16 protein-coding genes are annotated in these 18,723 nt (G+C 33.7%); 2 read left to right on the top strand and 14 right to left on the bottom strand.

Going from position 1 to position 18,723, the window contains the following annotated elements:
* Positions 1 to 738: 738 nt before the first annotated feature.
* The 5 genes from GON26_RS11770 to rpsF form a co-directional block, all read right to left on the bottom strand.
* Positions 739 to 1,212: a DUF6495 family protein gene (locus tag GON26_RS11770; protein WP_160374972.1), complete on the bottom strand. Its 474-nt coding sequence runs from the start codon at positions 1,210 to 1,212 to the stop codon at positions 739 to 741.
* 107 nt (positions 1,213 to 1,319) lie between these two features.
* On the bottom strand, positions 1,320 to 4,517 hold the full coding sequence (locus GON26_RS11765; protein WP_160374971.1) for a TonB-dependent receptor: 3,198 nt from the start codon (positions 4,515 to 4,517) through the stop codon (positions 1,320 to 1,322).
* Positions 4,518 to 4,613: 96 nt separating this feature from the next.
* Complete coding sequence (gene rplI / locus GON26_RS11760) at positions 4,614 to 5,054, bottom strand: 50S ribosomal protein L9 (protein WP_026982307.1); 441 nt, start codon at positions 5,052 to 5,054, stop codon at positions 4,614 to 4,616.
* Between the two features lie 65 nt (positions 5,055 to 5,119).
* The gene (rpsR, locus tag GON26_RS11755) at positions 5,120 to 5,416 is read right to left on the bottom strand and encodes a 30S ribosomal protein S18 (protein WP_002987043.1); all 297 of its coding nucleotides are present in this window, start codon (positions 5,414 to 5,416) and stop codon (positions 5,120 to 5,122) included.
* 5 nt (positions 5,417 to 5,421) lie between these two features.
* Positions 5,422 to 5,763, bottom strand: a complete 342-nt coding sequence (gene rpsF, locus GON26_RS11750; protein WP_007810575.1) for a 30S ribosomal protein S6 — start codon at positions 5,761 to 5,763, stop codon at positions 5,422 to 5,424.
* A gap of 179 nt (positions 5,764 to 5,942) precedes the next feature.
* Between rpsF and GON26_RS11745 the strand changes: the two genes are divergently transcribed.
* A complete protein-coding gene (locus GON26_RS11745; protein WP_160374970.1) occupies positions 5,943 to 6,641 on the top strand; it encodes a LytR/AlgR family response regulator transcription factor in 699 nt (232 codons plus the stop codon).
* A gap of 4 nt (positions 6,642 to 6,645) precedes the next feature.
* Here GON26_RS11745 and priA read toward each other — a convergent pair whose 3' ends face one another.
* The 7 genes from priA to nadC form a co-directional block, all read right to left on the bottom strand.
* Positions 6,646 to 9,096, bottom strand: coding sequence for a replication restart helicase PriA (gene priA, locus GON26_RS11740; protein ID WP_160374969.1), 2,451 nt, complete (start codon positions 9,094 to 9,096; stop codon positions 6,646 to 6,648).
* 31 nt (positions 9,097 to 9,127) lie between these two features.
* The gene (locus GON26_RS11735) at positions 9,128 to 9,466 is read right to left on the bottom strand and encodes a HepT-like ribonuclease domain-containing protein (RefSeq protein WP_160374968.1); all 339 of its coding nucleotides are present in this window, start codon (positions 9,464 to 9,466) and stop codon (positions 9,128 to 9,130) included.
* Entirely contained in the window at positions 9,459 to 9,758 is a 300-nt protein-coding gene (locus GON26_RS11730) for a nucleotidyltransferase family protein (protein ID WP_160374967.1), read from the bottom strand. The genes GON26_RS11735 and GON26_RS11730 overlap by 8 nt, the downstream gene beginning before the upstream one ends.
* Before the next feature lie 39 nt (positions 9,759 to 9,797).
* Entirely contained in the window at positions 9,798 to 10,544 is a 747-nt protein-coding gene (bla-B1-FLAV, locus tag GON26_RS11725; RefSeq protein WP_160374966.1) for a subclass B1 metallo-beta-lactamase, read from the bottom strand.
* A 3-nt stretch (positions 10,545 to 10,547) separates the two neighbouring features.
* Positions 10,548 to 10,979 (bottom strand): DUF2147 domain-containing protein, encoded by a 432-nt coding sequence (locus tag GON26_RS11720; protein ID WP_160374965.1) that lies wholly within the window; start codon positions 10,977 to 10,979, stop codon positions 10,548 to 10,550.
* Positions 10,980 to 10,985: 6 nt separating this feature from the next.
* Entirely contained in the window at positions 10,986 to 11,906 is a 921-nt protein-coding gene (locus tag GON26_RS11715) for a YihY/virulence factor BrkB family protein (protein WP_160374964.1), read from the bottom strand.
* A gap of 118 nt (positions 11,907 to 12,024) precedes the next feature.
* The gene (gene nadC, locus GON26_RS11710) at positions 12,025 to 12,882 is read right to left on the bottom strand and encodes a carboxylating nicotinate-nucleotide diphosphorylase (protein WP_160374963.1); all 858 of its coding nucleotides are present in this window, start codon (positions 12,880 to 12,882) and stop codon (positions 12,025 to 12,027) included.
* A gap of 237 nt (positions 12,883 to 13,119) precedes the next feature.
* Between nadC and GON26_RS11705 the strand changes: the two genes are divergently transcribed.
* Positions 13,120 to 14,217 (top strand): DNA alkylation repair protein, encoded by a 1,098-nt coding sequence (locus tag GON26_RS11705; protein ID WP_160374962.1) that lies wholly within the window; start codon positions 13,120 to 13,122, stop codon positions 14,215 to 14,217.
* Positions 14,218 to 14,298: 81 nt separating this feature from the next.
* Here GON26_RS11705 and GON26_RS11700 read toward each other — a convergent pair whose 3' ends face one another.
* Positions 14,299 to 16,203 (bottom strand): discoidin domain-containing protein, encoded by a 1,905-nt coding sequence (locus GON26_RS11700; protein ID WP_160374961.1) that lies wholly within the window; start codon positions 16,201 to 16,203, stop codon positions 14,299 to 14,301.
* A gap of 195 nt (positions 16,204 to 16,398) precedes the next feature.
* On the bottom strand, positions 16,399 to 18,699 hold the full coding sequence (bglX, locus tag GON26_RS11695) for a beta-glucosidase BglX (protein WP_160374960.1): 2,301 nt from the start codon (positions 18,697 to 18,699) through the stop codon (positions 16,399 to 16,401).
* Positions 18,700 to 18,723 lie beyond the last annotated feature (24 nt).

Raw genomic sequence — 18,723 nt, 5'->3', positions numbered from 1 at the left:
TTACTAAAAAGCAAAATAAACATTTTCAAAATGAAATAGCCACCTAATGTAAACTGGATGAATAAAGTAATTGTAAAATCCATAAGCATCTTATTTAATTTACTATTGTAAAACGAAAAAACAACTTAGAAAATATAGATTAATAAATCAGCATTAAATTACAGCTAATTCATTACTTAAAAACTTTCAATTTCATTCATCAATAATAAGCATTAAATATGCTTACTTCATCATCATTTGTTTTTGTCCAAAAGCTTAGGTGGTGGTTTTTAACTTTTGTTGATTAAATTCAATACTAATATTTGAATTTACCAAATATAAAATCTTCATTTTATAAAAAATAAAGATAAATTTACCTTACAAAAATAATTTACAAATGAAAAAAGTCAGTCAATTCAAGGGAAAACCAATTATTAATAATTTTACAAAATTTATTGTTTTTTTTATATAAATTCCATAAATTAAAGTTAAATACTACAAAAAAACCTTATTTTTTAATTTAAAATAAAAATATTAACAAAAACCAAGACCTAACTCAGATTTATAGTTAAATTAACTTACTTACAAATAAAAAGAAAATTCAAATCAGGGTGAAAAAAAATGGAGTTTTTTACCTACAAAAAAATAAATTTTAAAGAAAACACAAACATTAAACAAAACATAACGTTAAACGATAAAAAAGGAAATAAAAGTAAGATTTTTTTTCCTTTTTTATCAAAAGGGTGTTTTTAATAGATATTATGATTCAATTATCGAGTTTATTTGTTGAAATAATTTTCCATCACTTAAAAAAGCCCCTTGCTGAATCAACTCAAAAATGGACAAATTACGATCTTCGGTAAATACCTTTTTGCCTACTTTCATTTCTATGTTTTCAGTAAACATATTATCACTCAACCACTGCAAACCATCCTTGGTTAAAAAATCTGTTTCAGGAACCAAAGATTTCAAAACGATAGACTTCACATCTTTTTCAAAACATTGAAATAAAAAGATATGATTTTTAGAAAAATGTTCTAAATATTCAGCTCTTGACAAAACTCCTTCCCAAATTAAATCCGAGAAAACATCTAATTCCTGTTCTGCAACTTCTGGTTTATTTGCTTTAATAGAATCCCACTCTGCTTTATCAATAGTTTGTGTAGCTAAAAAGTTAGTAAACTCGGCCTGTAACTCTTCAAACTGTTCTTTTGTTAATCTTGCGTATTTCATTATATTATTATATGGTGTTGTATTTATTTCTTCGAAAGAGCGCTGACTAAAAATCATAAAAAAGCCCTCTCAAACGAGAGGGCAAATTTACTACTTTTTTTATTTGACTAGAAAATATATCTAATACCAAATTGCGCCTGCCATCTTGATACTAAACTAGCATCATAATTAAATGTTCGCGTTTGCGTGTTTGTAAAAGTATAAGTTGGAACATTTGTTACTGGGTCAACACTTACACCAATTGGCTGATTGGTTGTATTGACCTGAACAATTCCCCAATCAGAATTTAATAAGTTTCCGATATTTAAAACATCAATACTAAATTGGATTGTATTCTTTTTCTCTGAAGCCGATGATACTTTAAAATTATAATCCTGTAATAATTTCAAATCCCATTTTCCTCTCCAGGGCGCAACAGCTCCGTAACGCTCAACATACTCTCCTCTTCTGTCTCTTAAATATTTATCTTGCTCAATAAATTTATCAAAAGCTTCTCCCTGACCAGCACCTGAAAATGTCATCTGACCAATTTCTGCTGTTGTAGGAACATAAAGCAAATCATTATTTCCAGAGCCATCATTATTAATATCTCCTCCATAAATGTAATTAAAACGCCCTCCTTGTGCATACTCAAAGAAAGTAGAAACAGTAGTTGCCCACTTATCTTTTCCGTATTTCCATTTTTTAGAAGCTACACCAATAAAACGATGATTGTCTCCATATTTAGAATTAGAAAGCACTGCATTATTTACATTTCCTAAAGCAGGATTAAATGCAAAAGCATCACCTGTAATCTCTGCTTCAATAGAGTTAACATCTTGAGATTTCAAATAGTTATAGGCCAAACTTGCATATAAACCATTTTCGAATGTCTTCTGAACTTTCACAGATGCATTAAAAGCACTTCCTTTATCCGAATTTGTCATAACATAAGCATTGTTTGCTCCTTTGTCGTCTGCAGTGTAAATTGGTCTGTTGTCTGGTCCAGCCAATGTACCTGTTGGTGCTTTTAAACCCCAGTTTTGAACATGAACACCATTAATATCTTTATTATAAGAAACATCAAGAGTCAAAATATAATTGCTCTCAAATCTATGATCATACCCTAAACTTGTTCTCCAAACCTGAGGCCATTTATAATCAGGATCCATAATTTGAAAGAAAGAATCATCAGCACCACTTACCTGGTTCCCTAACCATACAAAAGGAATTCTTCCTGTAAAAATCCCAGAACCTCCACGAAGTTGCGAAGTTGCATCTCCCTTAACATCCCAGTTGAAACCTACCCTTGGGGACCATAATAATCTATCACTTGGTAAATCTGTAGAGATTAGAGGCGTTGCCTCACCTGTTTCTGGATCAAAATAATCAATACCATTATCTCTGGTAGCACCATTATCAGTATCAATATATTTCTGAATCAAATCTGCTGTATTAAAATACAACGGTTTATCAATACGTAATCCTATAGATAATTTAAAATTGTCTGTCAAACTCATATCGTCCTGGGCGTAAAATGCTAACTGACCAACATTAAGCTCAGACAATTTCCATCCGCCATCGGCACCTACTGCAAACTTACCTTTTGCGTTATTAGTATCTATCGCATATTGCATATTTTGGGCAATAATACTTGTTGCATAAGGTCTTGCAGCATCCGTTAAGAAATCCTGAACAGTAAAATATGGTGTAAAAAAAGTACCCGCATATCCGTTTGGATTTCCAAAATTATCATAACCTCCTAAATTAAAAGAGTTTTTAAATTCGAATTTTTCGAATGAAGTCCCAAAAGTAAAAACATGTTTACCAACAGTATAGGTTAAATTATCTGTAAATTGAAATACTTTTTGATCCAAAGTATTATTGATTGAAAATGGCTCATGACCCGCAATAATATAATTGGTACCAGAACCATCCTGAATATTAATTACAGGAGCCGGAGTAGAAAATGGTATTCTATAATCATCAAAATGTGTATAACCAGCTTGCAGTTTGTTCGAAACAGACTCACTAAATTTAGAATTTAATTCTACCAAAAACGAATCTAATTTGTTATTAATTTGGTATCCTGAGTTTTGAAACTGTAATATTGCAGCATTTGGCCCTCTAAAACCTAATGCAGTTGGGTGTGCAGGTTTATCTTTTGAAGCATTAAGAAAATTATAAATTACTGCTAATTTATGATTGTCATTAATATTCCAATCTAATTTTACAATTCCTTTATTCGAATTTGATTCATGCTTAAAACCTTGATAAGCTCCTGGATTATAATTAAAATTATTTCCATTAGCATCTTTCAAATTCATTAAAGCATTTGAAACCGCAATCAAATCAGACTCCAAAACTCTAGATTCATTAATTCCTGTTACACCGTCACCATTATTTGCAACGAAGTTAGAGCCTAAATCACTTCTTTGATCGATTTCGAAGTTTCCAAAAATGAATAACTTATCTTTAATGATTGGAGCTCCCAAGCTAAAACCAGCCTGTGTTTGCTCTAAGGATGGTACAAAGATTTTCTCTCCTTTTATTTTACTACCTGTCATATCCTCATTTCTAAAAAAAGCATAAGCAGTACCATGAAATTCGTTTGTTCCTGATTTTGTAACCGCATTTACAGAAGCTCCTGTAAATCCCGACAAAGTAACATCATAAGGCGCAGTTGCTACCTGAATTTGCTCAATTGCGTCTAATGAAATTGGCTGAGCACCTGTTTGTCCTCCAGGAGTAGCTGCATCCAGCCCGAATGGATTATTAAAAACCGCTCCATTCAAAGAATAATTATTGTATTTGTTATTTCTACCTCCAAAAGAACCTCCACTAGCCGTTGGGTCTAGTCTGGTGAAATCTTCTGCAGATCTTGATATTGTTGGCAAAGCAGTTAACTCTCTTCTACCAATTGTAGTTTCTGCACCAGTTCTTCCACTTTGAAAAACTTTATTTTTAGAAACAACTTTTACTTCTTCTAACGCCTGACTTTCATCAGCAAGAAGAACATCTAAATTGAAAACTTTCCCTAAATCAAGATAAATATCATTGTATTCCTGATTTTGAAAACCTACAAAAGTTACTGTAATTTTGTATGGTCCTCCAATTCTCATATTCAAAATACTAAATCTTCCATCTTCGTTAGAAAGTGAAGAATATTTTGACCCCGTAGGTGTATGAATTGCCAGGATTGTAGCGCCTGGAAGCAATTCACCGCTGGAACTTTTCACAATTCCTTTAATGCTTGATGTTGTAGTTTGTCCCATCGTGACAGTAAGACTAAATACAACAATCAACAATGTTAAGATTCTTTTCATTTGTGTTTGTTTTGTTAATTTTAACGCAAAATTAACAAAAAAAAATCACCCTGATGGGTGATTTTTATTTTTTATTAACAAAAAGTTAAGAAACTCTTATTTTTCTGCAATAATCTCGTATGGTAAGTCAACGATAACATCTCTGTGTAAACGGATGCTAGCAGAATATTTTCCTGTACGTTTTACGATACCACTAGTGATGAATTTTCTATCAATAGCGTTACCAGATTTCTCTAAAGCTTCAGCAATGTCGATGTTTGTGATAGAACCAAAAAGTTTCTCTCCACCAGCTTTTGCAGTAAGTTTAATCTCAAGAGCTTTTAAAGTTTCAGCTAATGCTTTTGCATCAGCAACAACTTTAGCTTCTTTGTGAGCTCTTTGCTTTAGGTTTTCAGCCAATACTTTCTTTGCAGAAGGTGTAGCTAATTGTGCAAATCCTTGAGGAATTAAAAAGTTACGACCGTAACCAGCTTTTACTGATACTACATCATCTTTAAATCCTAAGTTTTGTACGTCTTGTTTTAATATAAGTTCCATGTTGTTGTCCTTATTATAGAAGTTAGGTTCCCTTTGATGAGAAACCAACAACTGTTGATTTTAAATTATTTTAATAAATCGGCCACGTATGGCATTAAAGCTAAGTGACGAGCTCTTTTTACAGCTACAGAAACTTTTCTTTGGTATTTCAATGAAGTTCCAGTTAAACGACGAGGAAGAATTTTTCCTTGCTCATTAACGAATTTCAATAAGAAATCAGCATCTTTATAATCGATATATTTGATTCCTGATTTTTTGAAACGACAGTACTTTTTAGTTTTGTTAGTTTCAATGTTTAAAGGCGTTAAATATCTGATATCTCCGTCTTTTTTTCCTTTTGCAGATTGCTCTATTGTAGACATAATAATTAAGCTTTAGTAGATTTTAATTTGGCTCTTCTTCTTTCAGCCCATGAAATAGCATGTTTATCTAAACTTACAGTTAAGAAACGCATAACTCTTTCGTCACGTCTAAATTCAGTTTCAAAAGCAATTAGAACTTCTCCAGCTACTTTGAATTCGAATAAATGGTAAAAACCACTTTTTTTGTTTTGGATTTCGTAAGCCATTTTTTTCAGACCCCAATCCTCTTTCGATACCATTTCAGCTCCTCTACTAGTAAGAAATTCTTCAAATTTCGTTACTGTTTCCTTCACCTGAACCTCAGATAAAACGGGATTTAAAATGAAAACAGTTTCATAATGATTCATAAATACAATATTTATTTGTTAAAATTGGGTGCAAAAGTAGTGATTAAATTTAAATAAACAACACTTTTTTACCTTTATTCGTTATAATGCAAAAAATAACCCCTCAGTTTAGTTTCTTTTCCAAAAAAAATAATACATTTACTATTGCTATCCTGAATTTATTCTAAATTTAAATGTTTATGAAACTAAACTGTGTTGTTGTTGACGACAGTTCTATACAGAGGACAATTATTGCCAAATTGGTCAATAATCACCCTGGTTTGCATTTAATCGGGGACTTTTCTAACGCAATTGAAGCTAAAAGCTGTATCACGCTTAATACGATTGATTTAATATTTCTGGATATAGAAATGCCCGTTATCAACGGCTTTGACTTTCTGGACGGATTAAAATCCAAGCCACAAATTATCTTTATCACTTCTAAAGCTGAATATGCTTTAAAAGCTTTTGATTATGATGCCACTGATTATCTTCAAAAACCTATTTCTGTAGAACGTTTTAATGCTTCTGTAAAAAGAGCCCTCGACTTACATATTCTCAAAAAAGATATAAAAGAAGAGGAAGGTGAACATATCTTTATCAAAAGCAATCTTAAAAAACTTAAAATTTTCACCGCTAAAATCAAATGGATTGAAGCTTTTGGCGATTATGTAAGAGTGGTAACCGAGGACGATAGTAATCTGGTACTTTCGACAATGAAAGCTTTTGAAAATGATCTGTCAAAAGAGAAATTTATTCGCGTACACAAGTCCTATATTATTAATATTGATAAGGTAGAACGCTTTAATAGTAAATTTGCCGAAATTGGTGTTACCAAAATCCCTTTAAGCCGAAACAAAAAAGAAGATTTGGTAAGAGCTTTATCTGCCACTTCTTAGATTTTTAATAAAAATCTACATTAATAACAACTTTTATCGCTCTGTATTGAGCAACAGCCTCAAAACTATTCAGCATTTTCTGAATAGTTTTTTTTGTGCTTCCAAGCGGCAGATTTTGCGGAATCTTAATCATAATCGTCCTGATGTATTCGTTTCTGATTCTGCTAATTGCTGGCTCTTCAGGACCTAAAACCGGCATCTTCAAATTTTGACTTAAAACCTGATACAACCAGAACGAACCTTCTTTTAACTTATCAAAATCACGATGCTTCAGCGTCAGTTTTATGATTCTGAAATAGGGAGGATATTTATAAATCTGGCGGTCGTACAACTGCTCCTTATACATACCCATATAATTATTGTTTGTAACCTGCTGAATCGTATTATGATTCGGGTTATAAGTCTGAATTACAACTTTACCCTGTTTTTCCGATCTTCCAGCCCTTCCCGCCACTTGTGTCATCATCTGATAACTACGTTCGAAAGCTCTAAAATCAGGATGATGCAGCATATTATCCGCATTCATAATCCCAACCAAACTCACATTCTCAAAATCTAAACCTTTGGCCAGCATTTGTGTTCCGACCAGGATATCGATTTCACGGTTTTTGAACGTGTCAATGATTTTCTCAAAACCAAATTTCCCACGAGTCGTGTCCTGATCCATCCTGCCAGTTTTGGCTTTCGGAAAAAGAGACAGTAATTCCTGCTCAATTTGCTCTGTTCCAAAACCTTTTGTCGTCAAATCTATACTCGAACAAGCATGACAATGAGAAGGTTTTGCAATTGAATAACCACAATAATGGCATCGCAATTGATTTTTATGTTTATGAAATGTCAGACTCACATCACATTGTTGGCAATGCGGCACGTGACCACAAGTCATACACTCTATTATAGGCGAATAACCTCTTCTATTCTGAAACAAAATTACCTGCTCACCTAAAGACAAAGCTTCTGCTATTTCTTCGATTAAAACATCGCTAAAATGCCCCGTCATTCTTTTCCTAAAATGTTTATCTTTCAGATCAACCAAAAGGATTTCAGGCATTCTCACATTATTATAACGCTCGGTAATAGTAACCAAACCGTATTTTTCTGCTTGTGTATTAAAATAGGTTTCAATACTTGGCGTAGCCGAACCCAACAGCACTTTGGCATTATGAAAATTAGCCAGAACAATTGCAGAATCCCGTGCGTGATAACGCGGTGCAGGATCAGTTTGTTTAAAGGTTTGCTCGTGTTCCTCATCCACAATCAAAAAACCTAAATTGGCAAAAGGCAAAAACAAGGCCGACCTTGCTCCTATCACAATCTGTGCTTTATCAGCGTTTTCGAGTGTTTGTTTCCAAACTTCCACCCTTTCGTTGTTGCTGTATTTTGAATGAAAAACAGCAACTTTATCGCCAAAATGAAGTCGTAAGCGGGAAACCAATTGTGTTGTCAGTGCAATTTCTGGCAACAAATACAACACTTGTTTTCCTAAAGTCAAATACTCTTCTATGAGTTTTATGTAAATTTCGGTTTTACCGCTAGAGGTTACACCATGAAGCAAACAAACTTCTTTTTGAGTAAAATTTTCTTTAATTTGATTGAAAGCCAATTCTTGCGCAGCACTCAGTTGCAGAAATTCCTCCGAAGCTTTTCCATCAAAAGAAACCCGATCGTGTTGCAAATAATATTCTTCAAAAATTTCTTTTTCTATCAAAGCTTTTACAACAGTTGAAGTCGAATTTGAAACCTCCACTAATTTCTTAACCGTAATGGGCTTTTTTTCGGAAGCAGATAACTGAAAATAGGCTAACACAATCTCCTTTTGTTTATTAGCATTTTTAAGCACTTCAAGCAATTGTCCTAAACCAGAATCAGACTCATATTGGCTGTGTAATTTTACATATCGAATGAGTTTAGGCTTGTAATTTTCTTTGATTTCTTCTTCTAAAACAATAATATCTTTCGAAATCATTTTTTGAAGAATCGGAAAAATATTTTTTTTATTTAAAATCGAAATAATATCCTGAACTTTCAGTGAACTCTGATGCTGCAAGGCTTCATAAACTAGAAATTCATCATCCGAAAGTTCCGAATCATTAACCCGAACATCTGTTTTATGCGAAATAGTGGTTTCACTTTCCAATAACAATCCACTCGGAAAAGCACCGCGGTACACATCGCCAATACCGCACATATAATAATTGGCCACCCAAAGCCAGTGTTTGATTTGAATTTCGGTAGCAATGGGATTTTCGTCTAAAATTTGATGAATTTCTTTGGCCTCGTATAAACCTGGTTCATTTTGATGAACATCAAGAACTAACCCAGTATAGATTTTACTCTTACCAAAAGGTACAGCCACCCGCATTCCTTTTTTTATGAAATGAAATTCGGCCTCAGAAACACGATAGGTGAACGTTTTGGCCAATGAAAGCGGTAAGACAACTTCGATAAAAAACATTTGATTTTTTTAAGATTAGAATAATAAAAAATTATTCTGAAAGCATATTTTCAACTTCTCTTTTTAGAATTGGAAGCTGTTTCATTACAATTCCCCAAATAACATCATCTGAAACGGAATCATATCCATGAATAATTCTATTTCGGACAGCGACAATTTTTCGAGAATCTGTAATTTGAATTTCTGAATTATGTTTTAAAATTCTGTTCATTGCCTCGCCAATAATTTCAATATTTCTTTCAACTGCGCGTTTGGTTCGCAAATCCTTTTGATAATCTTGAAATTGTTTGGGTCTATCAACAAAAAAACTTTCAATTTCATTTACAGAACTTAAAATATCAAACAACCAAGTTTTAATATTATCATCCATAAATTAATTGCTTTTGTTTGTTTAAATTTTGTTTGAAATAAGGATTTTTAATGGCTTTTTCTTCCAATAAATCGATTGGTCTTTTCAACGTTTCTTCTAAAGAAAATTTAAAATCAAAATAATTATCCGAATAATCTAAAACGTTCAAAGGCTGAAAATCAACTACTAAATCTACATCACTCTTATCAGTAAACCTGTCAGTCAAAACAGAACCAAAAGCATACAAAGACTTCACTTTGTAAATTTTACAAAGCTTAGAAATATCTGCTATGTGATGCTCTAAAAAATTCATCTTAGATTTAAATTTAATTCAAATATAAACAATTTTACTCTATTTCTTCTTAACCGAATCTTCTAACAAAAAACTATCAACCAACTTCTCAGTATGATTAAGAGATTCTATATTCGTCCAATCATCGTGACCTGTAATAATGAATTTTGGTTTACTGAATTTAGCCTGTACTTTTTTGATAGATTTCTTCCATTCATTTACATCGGCATCGCCCAAATAACCTAAGTCAGTAGCTTCGGCACTTTTTATAAAACAACCTCCATAAAGTATTTTTTCTTTATCAAACCAAACCACAATATTATCTGATGCGTGCCCTTTTCCTGGATAATAAACTTCAAAATTATATTGTCCCACTTTAAATATAGAATCATTTGGAAGCGTAAATTCTGCTCTTGGCTTATTTTCTTTCTTTAAAATTTCATCCGTTAGTTTTCCTGTATAGGTTTTAATTCCCTTTTTTTTGTAGAATTCGATTCCTCCTGCCCTGTCGTCGTGAGAGTGCGTTGCAAAACACATTACAACTTCTTTATTATGTTTGGCTTTTATACTGTCTAATAAAGGCTGAAACTGCTCAACATCCCAAGGTGCGTCAAACAAAACAACTCCTTTATTGGTAACCAGATACATTGCATTGGCCGAAATTAGTTTGCCTTTGTAATCGTGAAATGTCTTATAAACATAAAAGTCACCCGTAAGATGACTTATTTGTAATGTTTCGCTTTTAGTTTGCCCAAAAGTATTGGACACTATTCCTAAAAATAAAAATAGTAATGCCGTTTTTCGCATATTTTAGTTTTTCACACGTGTCCAATATTGTGTTCTTCCCATTAGGGCAACTCCCACATAACCACGAAGTTTTAATTTATCAGCAGAATCTAACGTGATATAACATTTGTATTTTTTTCCGGTTGTTGGATCTAAAATTGTTCCGCCATTATACTCATCACCATCTTTTTTAAGACCGCTTATAATAATCATTCCGTTAATTGGTTTGTTTTTTTCAGCTCCTTCACATTTAGTGCAAATATCTTTTTTATGATCCGCTCTTAAAATCTCCACCACTTTTCCGTAAACTTTTCCAGATTTCTCATAAATTTCTACAATCGATTTTGCCTGACCTGTTTCGTCGTCAATTGTTTTCCATTTTCCAATAACACTTTGACTTTGAATTGTGCCTAATGTTAGAAAAAAAACACCAATCGTTAACATCCAATTTTTCATACTTCTTTATTTATTTTTTTGTTTTAATTTTCTGATTGAGGCATTCAATTCAAATCCCAAAAGCAGAATCATACTATTAATCCAAATGTAAAACATTAGAATTAATAATGTCCCAATAGAACCATAAAGTTCGTTATATTTTGAGAATTTTATAACCCAAATCCCAAAAAAGAACGAAGATATAACAATTAAAACAGTTGTAAAAACAGAACCAATACTAATAAAAGGCACTTTATTGTACTGTTTCGTCCCGTAACGCAATAAGATAGAAGAGGTTACCAAAATCATCAGTAAAACAAACAAATACCGACCTAAAATGATAAGCGGAATTCGGTCACTCAAAACATCCTGAATAATTGTTTTTTGGATAAAAACCTCAAAAACGACTATCGTTGCGACCGTTACAAACAAAATAACAGTCATTAAAAGAGAAATTGCTAATGCTACTAAATATTGATGCAAAAAACCACGCTTGTCAAAAACATGTTTTGAAGATTCAAAACCACTCAAAATAGCATTGACACCATTTGCCATTAAAACAATCGAAAGTAAAAAACCCGTAGATAATAACCCGGAATGACTATTGTTTAAAATATCACTGATAATTTTATTAATAGCATCGTATGTATTGGGCGGAACACTTTGTTGTACAAACAGCAAAAAATCATCCTGAAAACCATCTATCGGAATATACGGAATCAAGTTTAAGATAAATAACGCAAAGGGAAACAAAGCCATAAAAAAGCTAAACGAAACCGCACTTGCATGATACGAAAAGGCACCTTCGAGAATCCCGACGGTGTACATTTCTAATAAATCATACAAAGAAAAACCTTCTAACCAAGGCAATTTTATGTTTTTAAAAAACCGGACTACAGTGCGAACAACTGGAATTTTTTCGAGCCGATTTTCTATTTCCTGAGACATATTTTTATTTTAGATTTTAGACTTTAGATTTTAGGATTTTAAATTATTGATTACTGATTATCAACTAACAACCCATAACTCATAACTCATAACCCACAACTCATAACCCACAACTCCATTAAAACGCTTTCAAACTTAAATCCATGTTATAAACAGAATGTGTTAAGGCTCCGGAAGAAATATAATTTACACCACATAAAGCATACTCTCTAATGGTTTTTTCGTTGATATTTCCTGAAGATTCTGTTTGGCATTTTGTACCAATGAGCTCCACAGCAGTTTTAGTATCTTCGTAATTAAAATTATCAATTAGGATTCTGTGAACTCCGTCAGACAATAAAATTTCACGAATTTCGTCTAAGTTTCTGGCTTCAACAATTATTTTCAGATCCAAATTGTTCTCTTTTAAATACTCTTTAGTAGTCGCAATGGCGCGGGTAATTCCACCAGCAAAATCAATATGATTATCTTTTAGCATCACCATATCATACAAAGCAAAACGATGATTTTCTCCACCGCCAATTTTGACAGCCCATTTTTCGGCTACTCTAAAATTGGGTGTTGTTTTTCTGGTATCCAGAATTTTAGCATCGGTTCCTTCTAAAAGTTGCGTGTATTGATGTGTTTTGGTAGCAATTGCCGACATACGCTGCATGGAGTTCAGAACTACTCGTTCGGCTTTCAGAATAGATTGTGAGCTTCCCCAAACCTCAAAAACAACATCTCCGTATTTTACGGCCGCTCCATCCTCAATTAAAGTTTTTACTCTTAACATTGGGTCAACATATTCAAAAATCATTTTAGCAAGCGTAACTCCGGCAATAATGCCCTGGTCTTTTACCAATAATTTCGCTTGTCCATGCGCCGTATCAGGAATACATGCCAATGAGCTGTAATCTCCGGGTCCTACATCTTCTCGAATTGCATTGCTAATCAATAGTTGTAATTCGGTTTGAAATTGTACTTCGCTAATCATTTTTTCTAGATTTTTATAAGATGCTAAAGTAGCACATATTTTGTGGATTTGAAAATTCAATTAATAAGAAAAAACAATCAACAACATAAAAAATCCCTTTTCAGCATTCAGTTATTAAGAAAAATCAAACTTCTATTCGTAATAAAACTTCATCTCTTAATGGTTAAAATCTTTTTCTTTTTTGTTAACTAAAAATAAAGAACATTAAATACCTTTGAAATTCATTCAAACTTGATTATGGCATTAATAAAAGATATTTATTCGGTTACTTTTTACGAAAATTTTGCTCAGGCTGTTGCCGAAGTGCATCCAAAATTTGATAAAAAACTATTTATTGAAACTATTTACGAGGGAGATTTTGCTCAAAAAGAATGGAAAGAACGCATGAAACACACTACTGTTGTTTTACACCAATTCATGCCCGAAAATTTTCCGGAAGCAATTTCATTAATTGATAAAATCATCCAAAATCTAAAGAAAAACAAGTTTACTGATGGCAATCTGGCCTTCATCTTTTTTGCAGATTATATCGAAATGTATGGTTTGGAGGATTTTAAAACTTCGGCGAAAGCCTTTGTTTCTATTACCCAATTTATTAGTTGTGAGTTTGCTGTTCGTCCTTTTATCCTTAAATATAAAGAAAAAATGATTGACGAAATGGTTAAATGGTCTTTGCACAAAAACCATCACGTTCGTCGATTGGCCAGCGAAGGAAGTCGCCCGAGATTACCGTGGGCTATGGCAATTCCGTTCCTGAAAAAAGACCCAGTTTCTATACTTCCCATTCTTGAAAACTTAAAAAATGATCCTTCAGAATATGTCCGCCGAAGTGTCGCCAATAACCTAAATGATATTGTAAAAGATAATCCTGAAATTGTACTTGAAATTGTAAAAAAATGGCAAGGTATCAGTAAAGAAACCGACGGAATTATCAAACACGGCTGCCGGACTTTATTAAAACAAGGTCATCCCGAAATACTGAGTCATTATGGTCTAGAAAGTACGAATATTGAACTTTCGTCTTTCGAAATCAAAACACCTATTGTAAAAATTGGGGATTATCTGCAGTTTCAATTTCATTTGAATAATAAAAACACAGACGCAAAAACCATTCGATTAGAATATGCTGTACATTACAAAAAATCAAAAGGACATCTGGCGAAAAAAGTCTTCAAAATCAGCGAGAAAAATTATCCTTCAAATCAATTAATCAAAATTGAAAGAAATCAGTCTTTTAAAATAATTACAACTCGTGTTTTTCATACAGGGAATCATAAATTGTCGATTATTATTAATGGAACTGAGAGCGATACTTTAGATTTTGAATTGGTTTAATTGCTAATTTAAAAATAACTTTATGCAAAAAGAGTCGCTACATTTAAAATGAAGCGACTCTTTTTTTTATGTAAAATCAAGTTATTTTATCTCGATAATTTTGTTTTTTGCACCAATTCCGTTTTCATTAAAAGCTTCAATGGTAAAGTAATATTTTGTGCCTTTATCCAAACCTCTAAAATCATACGAATCTCCGTCGTAAACCATAATGTTATTATATAATTTTCCAGGTTCTATTCCGTAATAAATCGTATAACCAATGGCATCAGCCTGCTTTTTCCAGGAAATCATTGCATTGCGGGAATCTTTATCATTACGATTGACTTTAAAATTAGAAACTCCCTTTGGCTTTGCCAACAAACCATTTCCGAAAACCCTAAAATCTGAAACAGCAAACAATCCTGAAGCATTATGAATGTTTTCCATCTTGATGTAACGCGCCTTTATCGATTTTGTAAGCTCTAAATAATCGTGAGGCGCATCTTTATCATTTTTAGATTTATCAACCACCAGCGTCCAATTTTGAGCATCATCAGACATGTAGATTTTATATTGATAATAAATATCCATCGCCTTATTGAATTGTGTCGCTTTATGATCGGCATAATTGATTTGCAAGGCATTTATTTGCATCGTTCTGCCCAAATCAAGCTGAAGCCATTCGCCAGGTTTATCTGTTTTTGCAGACCAATAGGTTTGAATATTTTCGTCCGTCAAATTTTCAGCTCCGTAGCAAAATTTTTCAAATACTTTTTTTCCTCCATGATCTACCCGGTGCGTTTGTACTTCCATACAATCTTCGGCAGAAGAAACGGTAACCGGTTTTTTGTATGAAAGCAACATCCAACCCGAAGAAGCTCCGTTTGTCTGATCACGTTCTGCAGTTGGAAGCACTATCGGAAAATCGCCGTAAGAAGTAATTGAATACATCACATCATCTTTATCAAATCCGGCAGGAAACATATCAATACGGCGCTCGAAACGATCTTTTATCGAAATTTTGCAGGTTCCGGTATTCCAGTAATTACCGTAATTATCGGCAAAGGTATTTCCGTGACCTGCACCAATTACAAAACCTCCCGGTTTATACGACATCGGATTGTGTTTTTGATACGTAAAAGGCCCTAACGGATTATCACCAACGTGTACACCGTTTGCATAACCTTTAAACTCCGTAGCTGGCGCTCCGTACTGCATATAATATTTTCCATTGTGTTTAGTCATCCACGCTCCTTCAATAAAATTACCCCAGGGCGCAGGTTCCATGTCGTTGTTAGGTCCAAAACGCTCCCAGCCATGTTGCGATGGATCTAAACCGACAACGGCTTTTATTTCCCCGTAAGGGCGCTGAATATCTTCTACTTCGGTGGCTTCATATAATTTTTTATAATCATCCTGATTTCCTTTTGGCAACCAGGTATTATAATCAACCTCAGCACCTACAAGAGGTAATTTTCCGCTGGAACCGTAGTACATATATACTTTTTTGTCATCGTCCTGAAAAATCGCCGGATCCCAGGTTGGTAACATTGCCGTATCTACATGTCTTAACCAACGACCCGATTTTGGATCAGCCGTTTTCCAGACTGGATGGTCTTTTTTCCAGGTTGAACCTACGTAAAATAACGTATCATTTACCACCCAGGCAGCAGGTGCGCATTGATCATCATCACCTGGTTTTCTTTGGAAACTTCCGTAAACAAAATTCCAATCGGCCATGTCTTTGCTCCAAAAAAATCCTGCCTGATTGGTCGCAAATAAATAATAATCGCCTTTGTAATTGATAATAACCGGATCTGCGCTAGAACGACGGGATTCCGGAATTCCGTTATGGTTATAAGTTGTATAATTGTACCCAATATTAATGGGATTACAATAGGTTGTTGCAGGTTTGTTTGGATCAAACCATTCTGTTTTTTGTGCCCATATTTGTGAAGTAAACATTGTAAAAAACAGTAATAGTGATTGTAGGTATGTGTTTTTCATTTTTTATCTTTTAAAGATTTCTATGTCAAATTAAAAGTCACAATCTTGTCATTCCGTAGGAATCTCATATTTACGAGCAAATGCGCTGAGATTCCTACGGAATGACAAACTGTATGTGTGTGTGCTAAAATTTTCAGTTAAAAAAAAGCCCTTCGCTAACCAGTCACGAAGGGCAATTACTAATAAATAAACCAACTATTTAGTTAACTCAAAACTAACTTTCTTATCGGCATTTGAATTTCCTCCAACGAAAACATCAAACAGCCCAGGCTCTGCAACAAATTGTAAATCAGAATTATAAAATTTTAAATCTTCAACAGTAATTTCAAAAGTTACCGTTTGTTTTTCTCCTTTTTTAAGATTTATTTTTTGAAAGCCTTTCAACTCTCTTACTGGTCTTGTTACAGAACCAACCAAATCTCTAATGTATAATTGAACCGTTTCTTTTCCGTCAAAATTTCCTGTGTTGGCAACCTCAACCGTAACATTCAGTTTTCCGCTGAAATTCATTTTATCAGAAGAAATTTTAATATTCGAATAATCGAAAGTCGTGTAACTCAATCCATATCCGAAAGGGAATAATGGTTCGTTTCTTTCATCAATATAATTAGAACGGAACTTTTCGAACTTTCCTTCTTTATTAGCCAGAGGTCTTCCCGTATTTTTGTGTGCGTAATAAATTGGTACCTGACCCACACTTCTTGGAAAAGTAGCGGTCAGTTTTCCAGATGGATTTTCATCACCAAACAAAACATCCGCAATAGCGTAACCCGCTTCTGTACCGGCAAACCAAACATTCAAGATGGCAGGAACAGTTTCGTTTTCTTTAGTAATCACCAAAGGACGGCCATCAAATAAAACTAAAACAACAGGTTTTCCTGTTTTTAATAATTCGTTCAATAAATCTTTTTGAGCCTGAGGAATTTCAAGATTTGTTCTACTACTAGATTCTCCACTCATTTCTGCAGATTCCCCTAAAGCGGCTACAATAACATCTGATTGATTGGCAACTTTTAAAGCTTCAGCAATTAATTCTTCTTTCGAACGTGCATCACGATGTAGTGTTTTACCAAACATCGTAGCGTTTGTTTCTAGCGTTTCATCGTAATCTAAATTACTCCCTTTTGCGTAAAGTACTTTTACTGATTTTCCAGCCACTTCTTTAATACCATTCAATAACGTAACCGAAGTTCCTTTTTTGGTAGCCACACTCCAGGTACCCGACATATTTTCTTCGGCATCAGCCAAAGGTCCGATAAGTGCAATAGTTCCTGATTTTTTAAGTGGTAATACCTGCCCTTGATTTTTTAATAAAACCAAAGATTGTGCAGCAATTTTACGTGCTTCGTTTCTACTTTGTGAAGTGAAAATTTCAGTTTTTGATCGTTTTACATCACAGTATTTATACGGATCATGGAACAATCCTAAATCATATTTTGCTTCTAAAATAAGTTTTACCGCTTCATCTATTCTTGCCACCGAAACTTTCTTCTCATCAATAGATTTTTTCAAAGTAGTCAAAAATCCTTCTCCAACCATATCCATTTCTACACCTGCGTTCATTGCCAAAGCCGAAGAGGCCTGCAAATCTCCCATTCCGTGATCGATCATTTCGTTGATTCCTGTAAAATCAGTTACCACAAATCCTTTAAAATTCCATTGTTTTCTCAAAACATCGGTCATTAACCATTTGCTTCCTGTAGCAGGAATTCCGTCAACTTCGTTAAAAGAAGCCATCACCGAACCTACACCAGCATCAACCGCCGCTTTGTAAGGAGGAAAATAATCATTAAACATTCGGATATGACTCATATCAACCGTATTGTAATCGCGACCCGCTTCTGGCGCACCGTATAAAGCAAAGTGTTTTACACAAGCCAAAATCGAATTATTTTTTGACAAATCATGTTGCTGATACCCGTTTACCATTGCTTTTGCAATTTGGCTTCCTAAGTAAGCATCTTCACCTGAACCTTCAGAAATCCTTCCCCAACGAGGATCGCGGGAAACATCAACCATAGGCGAAAATGTCCAGTTGATACCATCGGCACTCGCTTCCTGAGCTGCGATTTGAGCACTTCTTTCGATCAAATTCATATCCCAGGTACAAGACAATCCTAACGGAATTGGAAACGTAGTTTCATAACCGTGGATAACGTCCATTCCGAAAATCAAAGGAATTTTTAAACGGCTATTTTCAACCGCAATCTTTTGTACTTCTTTAATTTTTTCGACAGATTTGATATTGAATAAACCACCCACTTTTCCTTCGGCAATTTTTTTAGAGATATCAGAGCTTTTTGCCAAACCAGTTGTAATATCACCAGAACTTGGTAAATTCAATTGACCTAATTTTTCATCTAATGTCATTTTTGACAATAGTTCGGCTACAAATTCAGCTTTCGGTTTTATTTTTACAGCATTTTTAGCATCTTTCTTTTGGGAATAACCCAACACTGCACATCCTAAAAAGAGTAATACGAGTTTCTTTTTCATTCTATGGTATTTTATATGTTTTAT

Origin of the sequence: Flavobacterium hydrocarbonoxydans (genome assembly GCF_009789235.1) — a bacterium.
GTDB lineage: Bacteria > Bacteroidota > Bacteroidia > Flavobacteriales > Flavobacteriaceae > Flavobacterium > Flavobacterium hydrocarbonoxydans.
Note: the sequence above shows the minus strand (reverse complement) of the source record. Positions and strands in the feature narration are given on the sequence as shown.

Coding starts and splice junctions, on each gene's coding strand:
- GON26_RS11770 (WP_160374972.1), bottom strand. CDS start 1,212: ATGAAATACGCAAGATTAACAAAAGAACAGTTTGAAGAGTTACAGGCC.
- GON26_RS11765 (WP_160374971.1), bottom strand. CDS start 4,517: ATGAAAAGAATCTTAACATTGTTGATTGTTGTATTTAGTCTTACTGTC.
- rplI (WP_026982307.1), bottom strand. CDS start 5,054: ATGGAACTTATATTAAAACAAGACGTACAAAACTTAGGATTTAAAGAT.
- rpsR (WP_002987043.1), bottom strand. CDS start 5,416: ATGTCTACAATAGAGCAATCTGCAAAAGGAAAAAAAGACGGAGATATC.
- rpsF (WP_007810575.1), bottom strand. CDS start 5,763: ATGAATCATTATGAAACTGTTTTCATTTTAAATCCCGTTTTATCTGAG.
- GON26_RS11745 (WP_160374970.1), top strand. CDS start 5,943: ATGAAACTAAACTGTGTTGTTGTTGACGACAGTTCTATACAGAGGACA.
- priA (WP_160374969.1), bottom strand. CDS start 9,096: ATGTTTTTTATCGAAGTTGTCTTACCGCTTTCATTGGCCAAAACGTTC.
- GON26_RS11735 (WP_160374968.1), bottom strand. CDS start 9,466: ATGGATGATAATATTAAAACTTGGTTGTTTGATATTTTAAGTTCTGTA.
- GON26_RS11730 (WP_160374967.1), bottom strand. CDS start 9,758: ATGAATTTTTTAGAGCATCACATAGCAGATATTTCTAAGCTTTGTAAA.
- bla-B1-FLAV (WP_160374966.1), bottom strand. CDS start 10,544: ATGCGAAAAACGGCATTACTATTTTTATTTTTAGGAATAGTGTCCAAT.
- GON26_RS11720 (WP_160374965.1), bottom strand. CDS start 10,979: ATGAAAAATTGGATGTTAACGATTGGTGTTTTTTTTCTAACATTAGGC.
- GON26_RS11715 (WP_160374964.1), bottom strand. CDS start 11,906: ATGTCTCAGGAAATAGAAAATCGGCTCGAAAAAATTCCAGTTGTTCGC.
- nadC (WP_160374963.1), bottom strand. CDS start 12,882: ATGATTAGCGAAGTACAATTTCAAACCGAATTACAACTATTGATTAGC.
- GON26_RS11705 (WP_160374962.1), top strand. CDS start 13,120: ATGGCATTAATAAAAGATATTTATTCGGTTACTTTTTACGAAAATTTT.
- GON26_RS11700 (WP_160374961.1), bottom strand. CDS start 16,203: ATGAAAAACACATACCTACAATCACTATTACTGTTTTTTACAATGTTT.
- bglX (WP_160374960.1), bottom strand. CDS start 18,699: ATGAAAAAGAAACTCGTATTACTCTTTTTAGGATGTGCAGTGTTGGGT.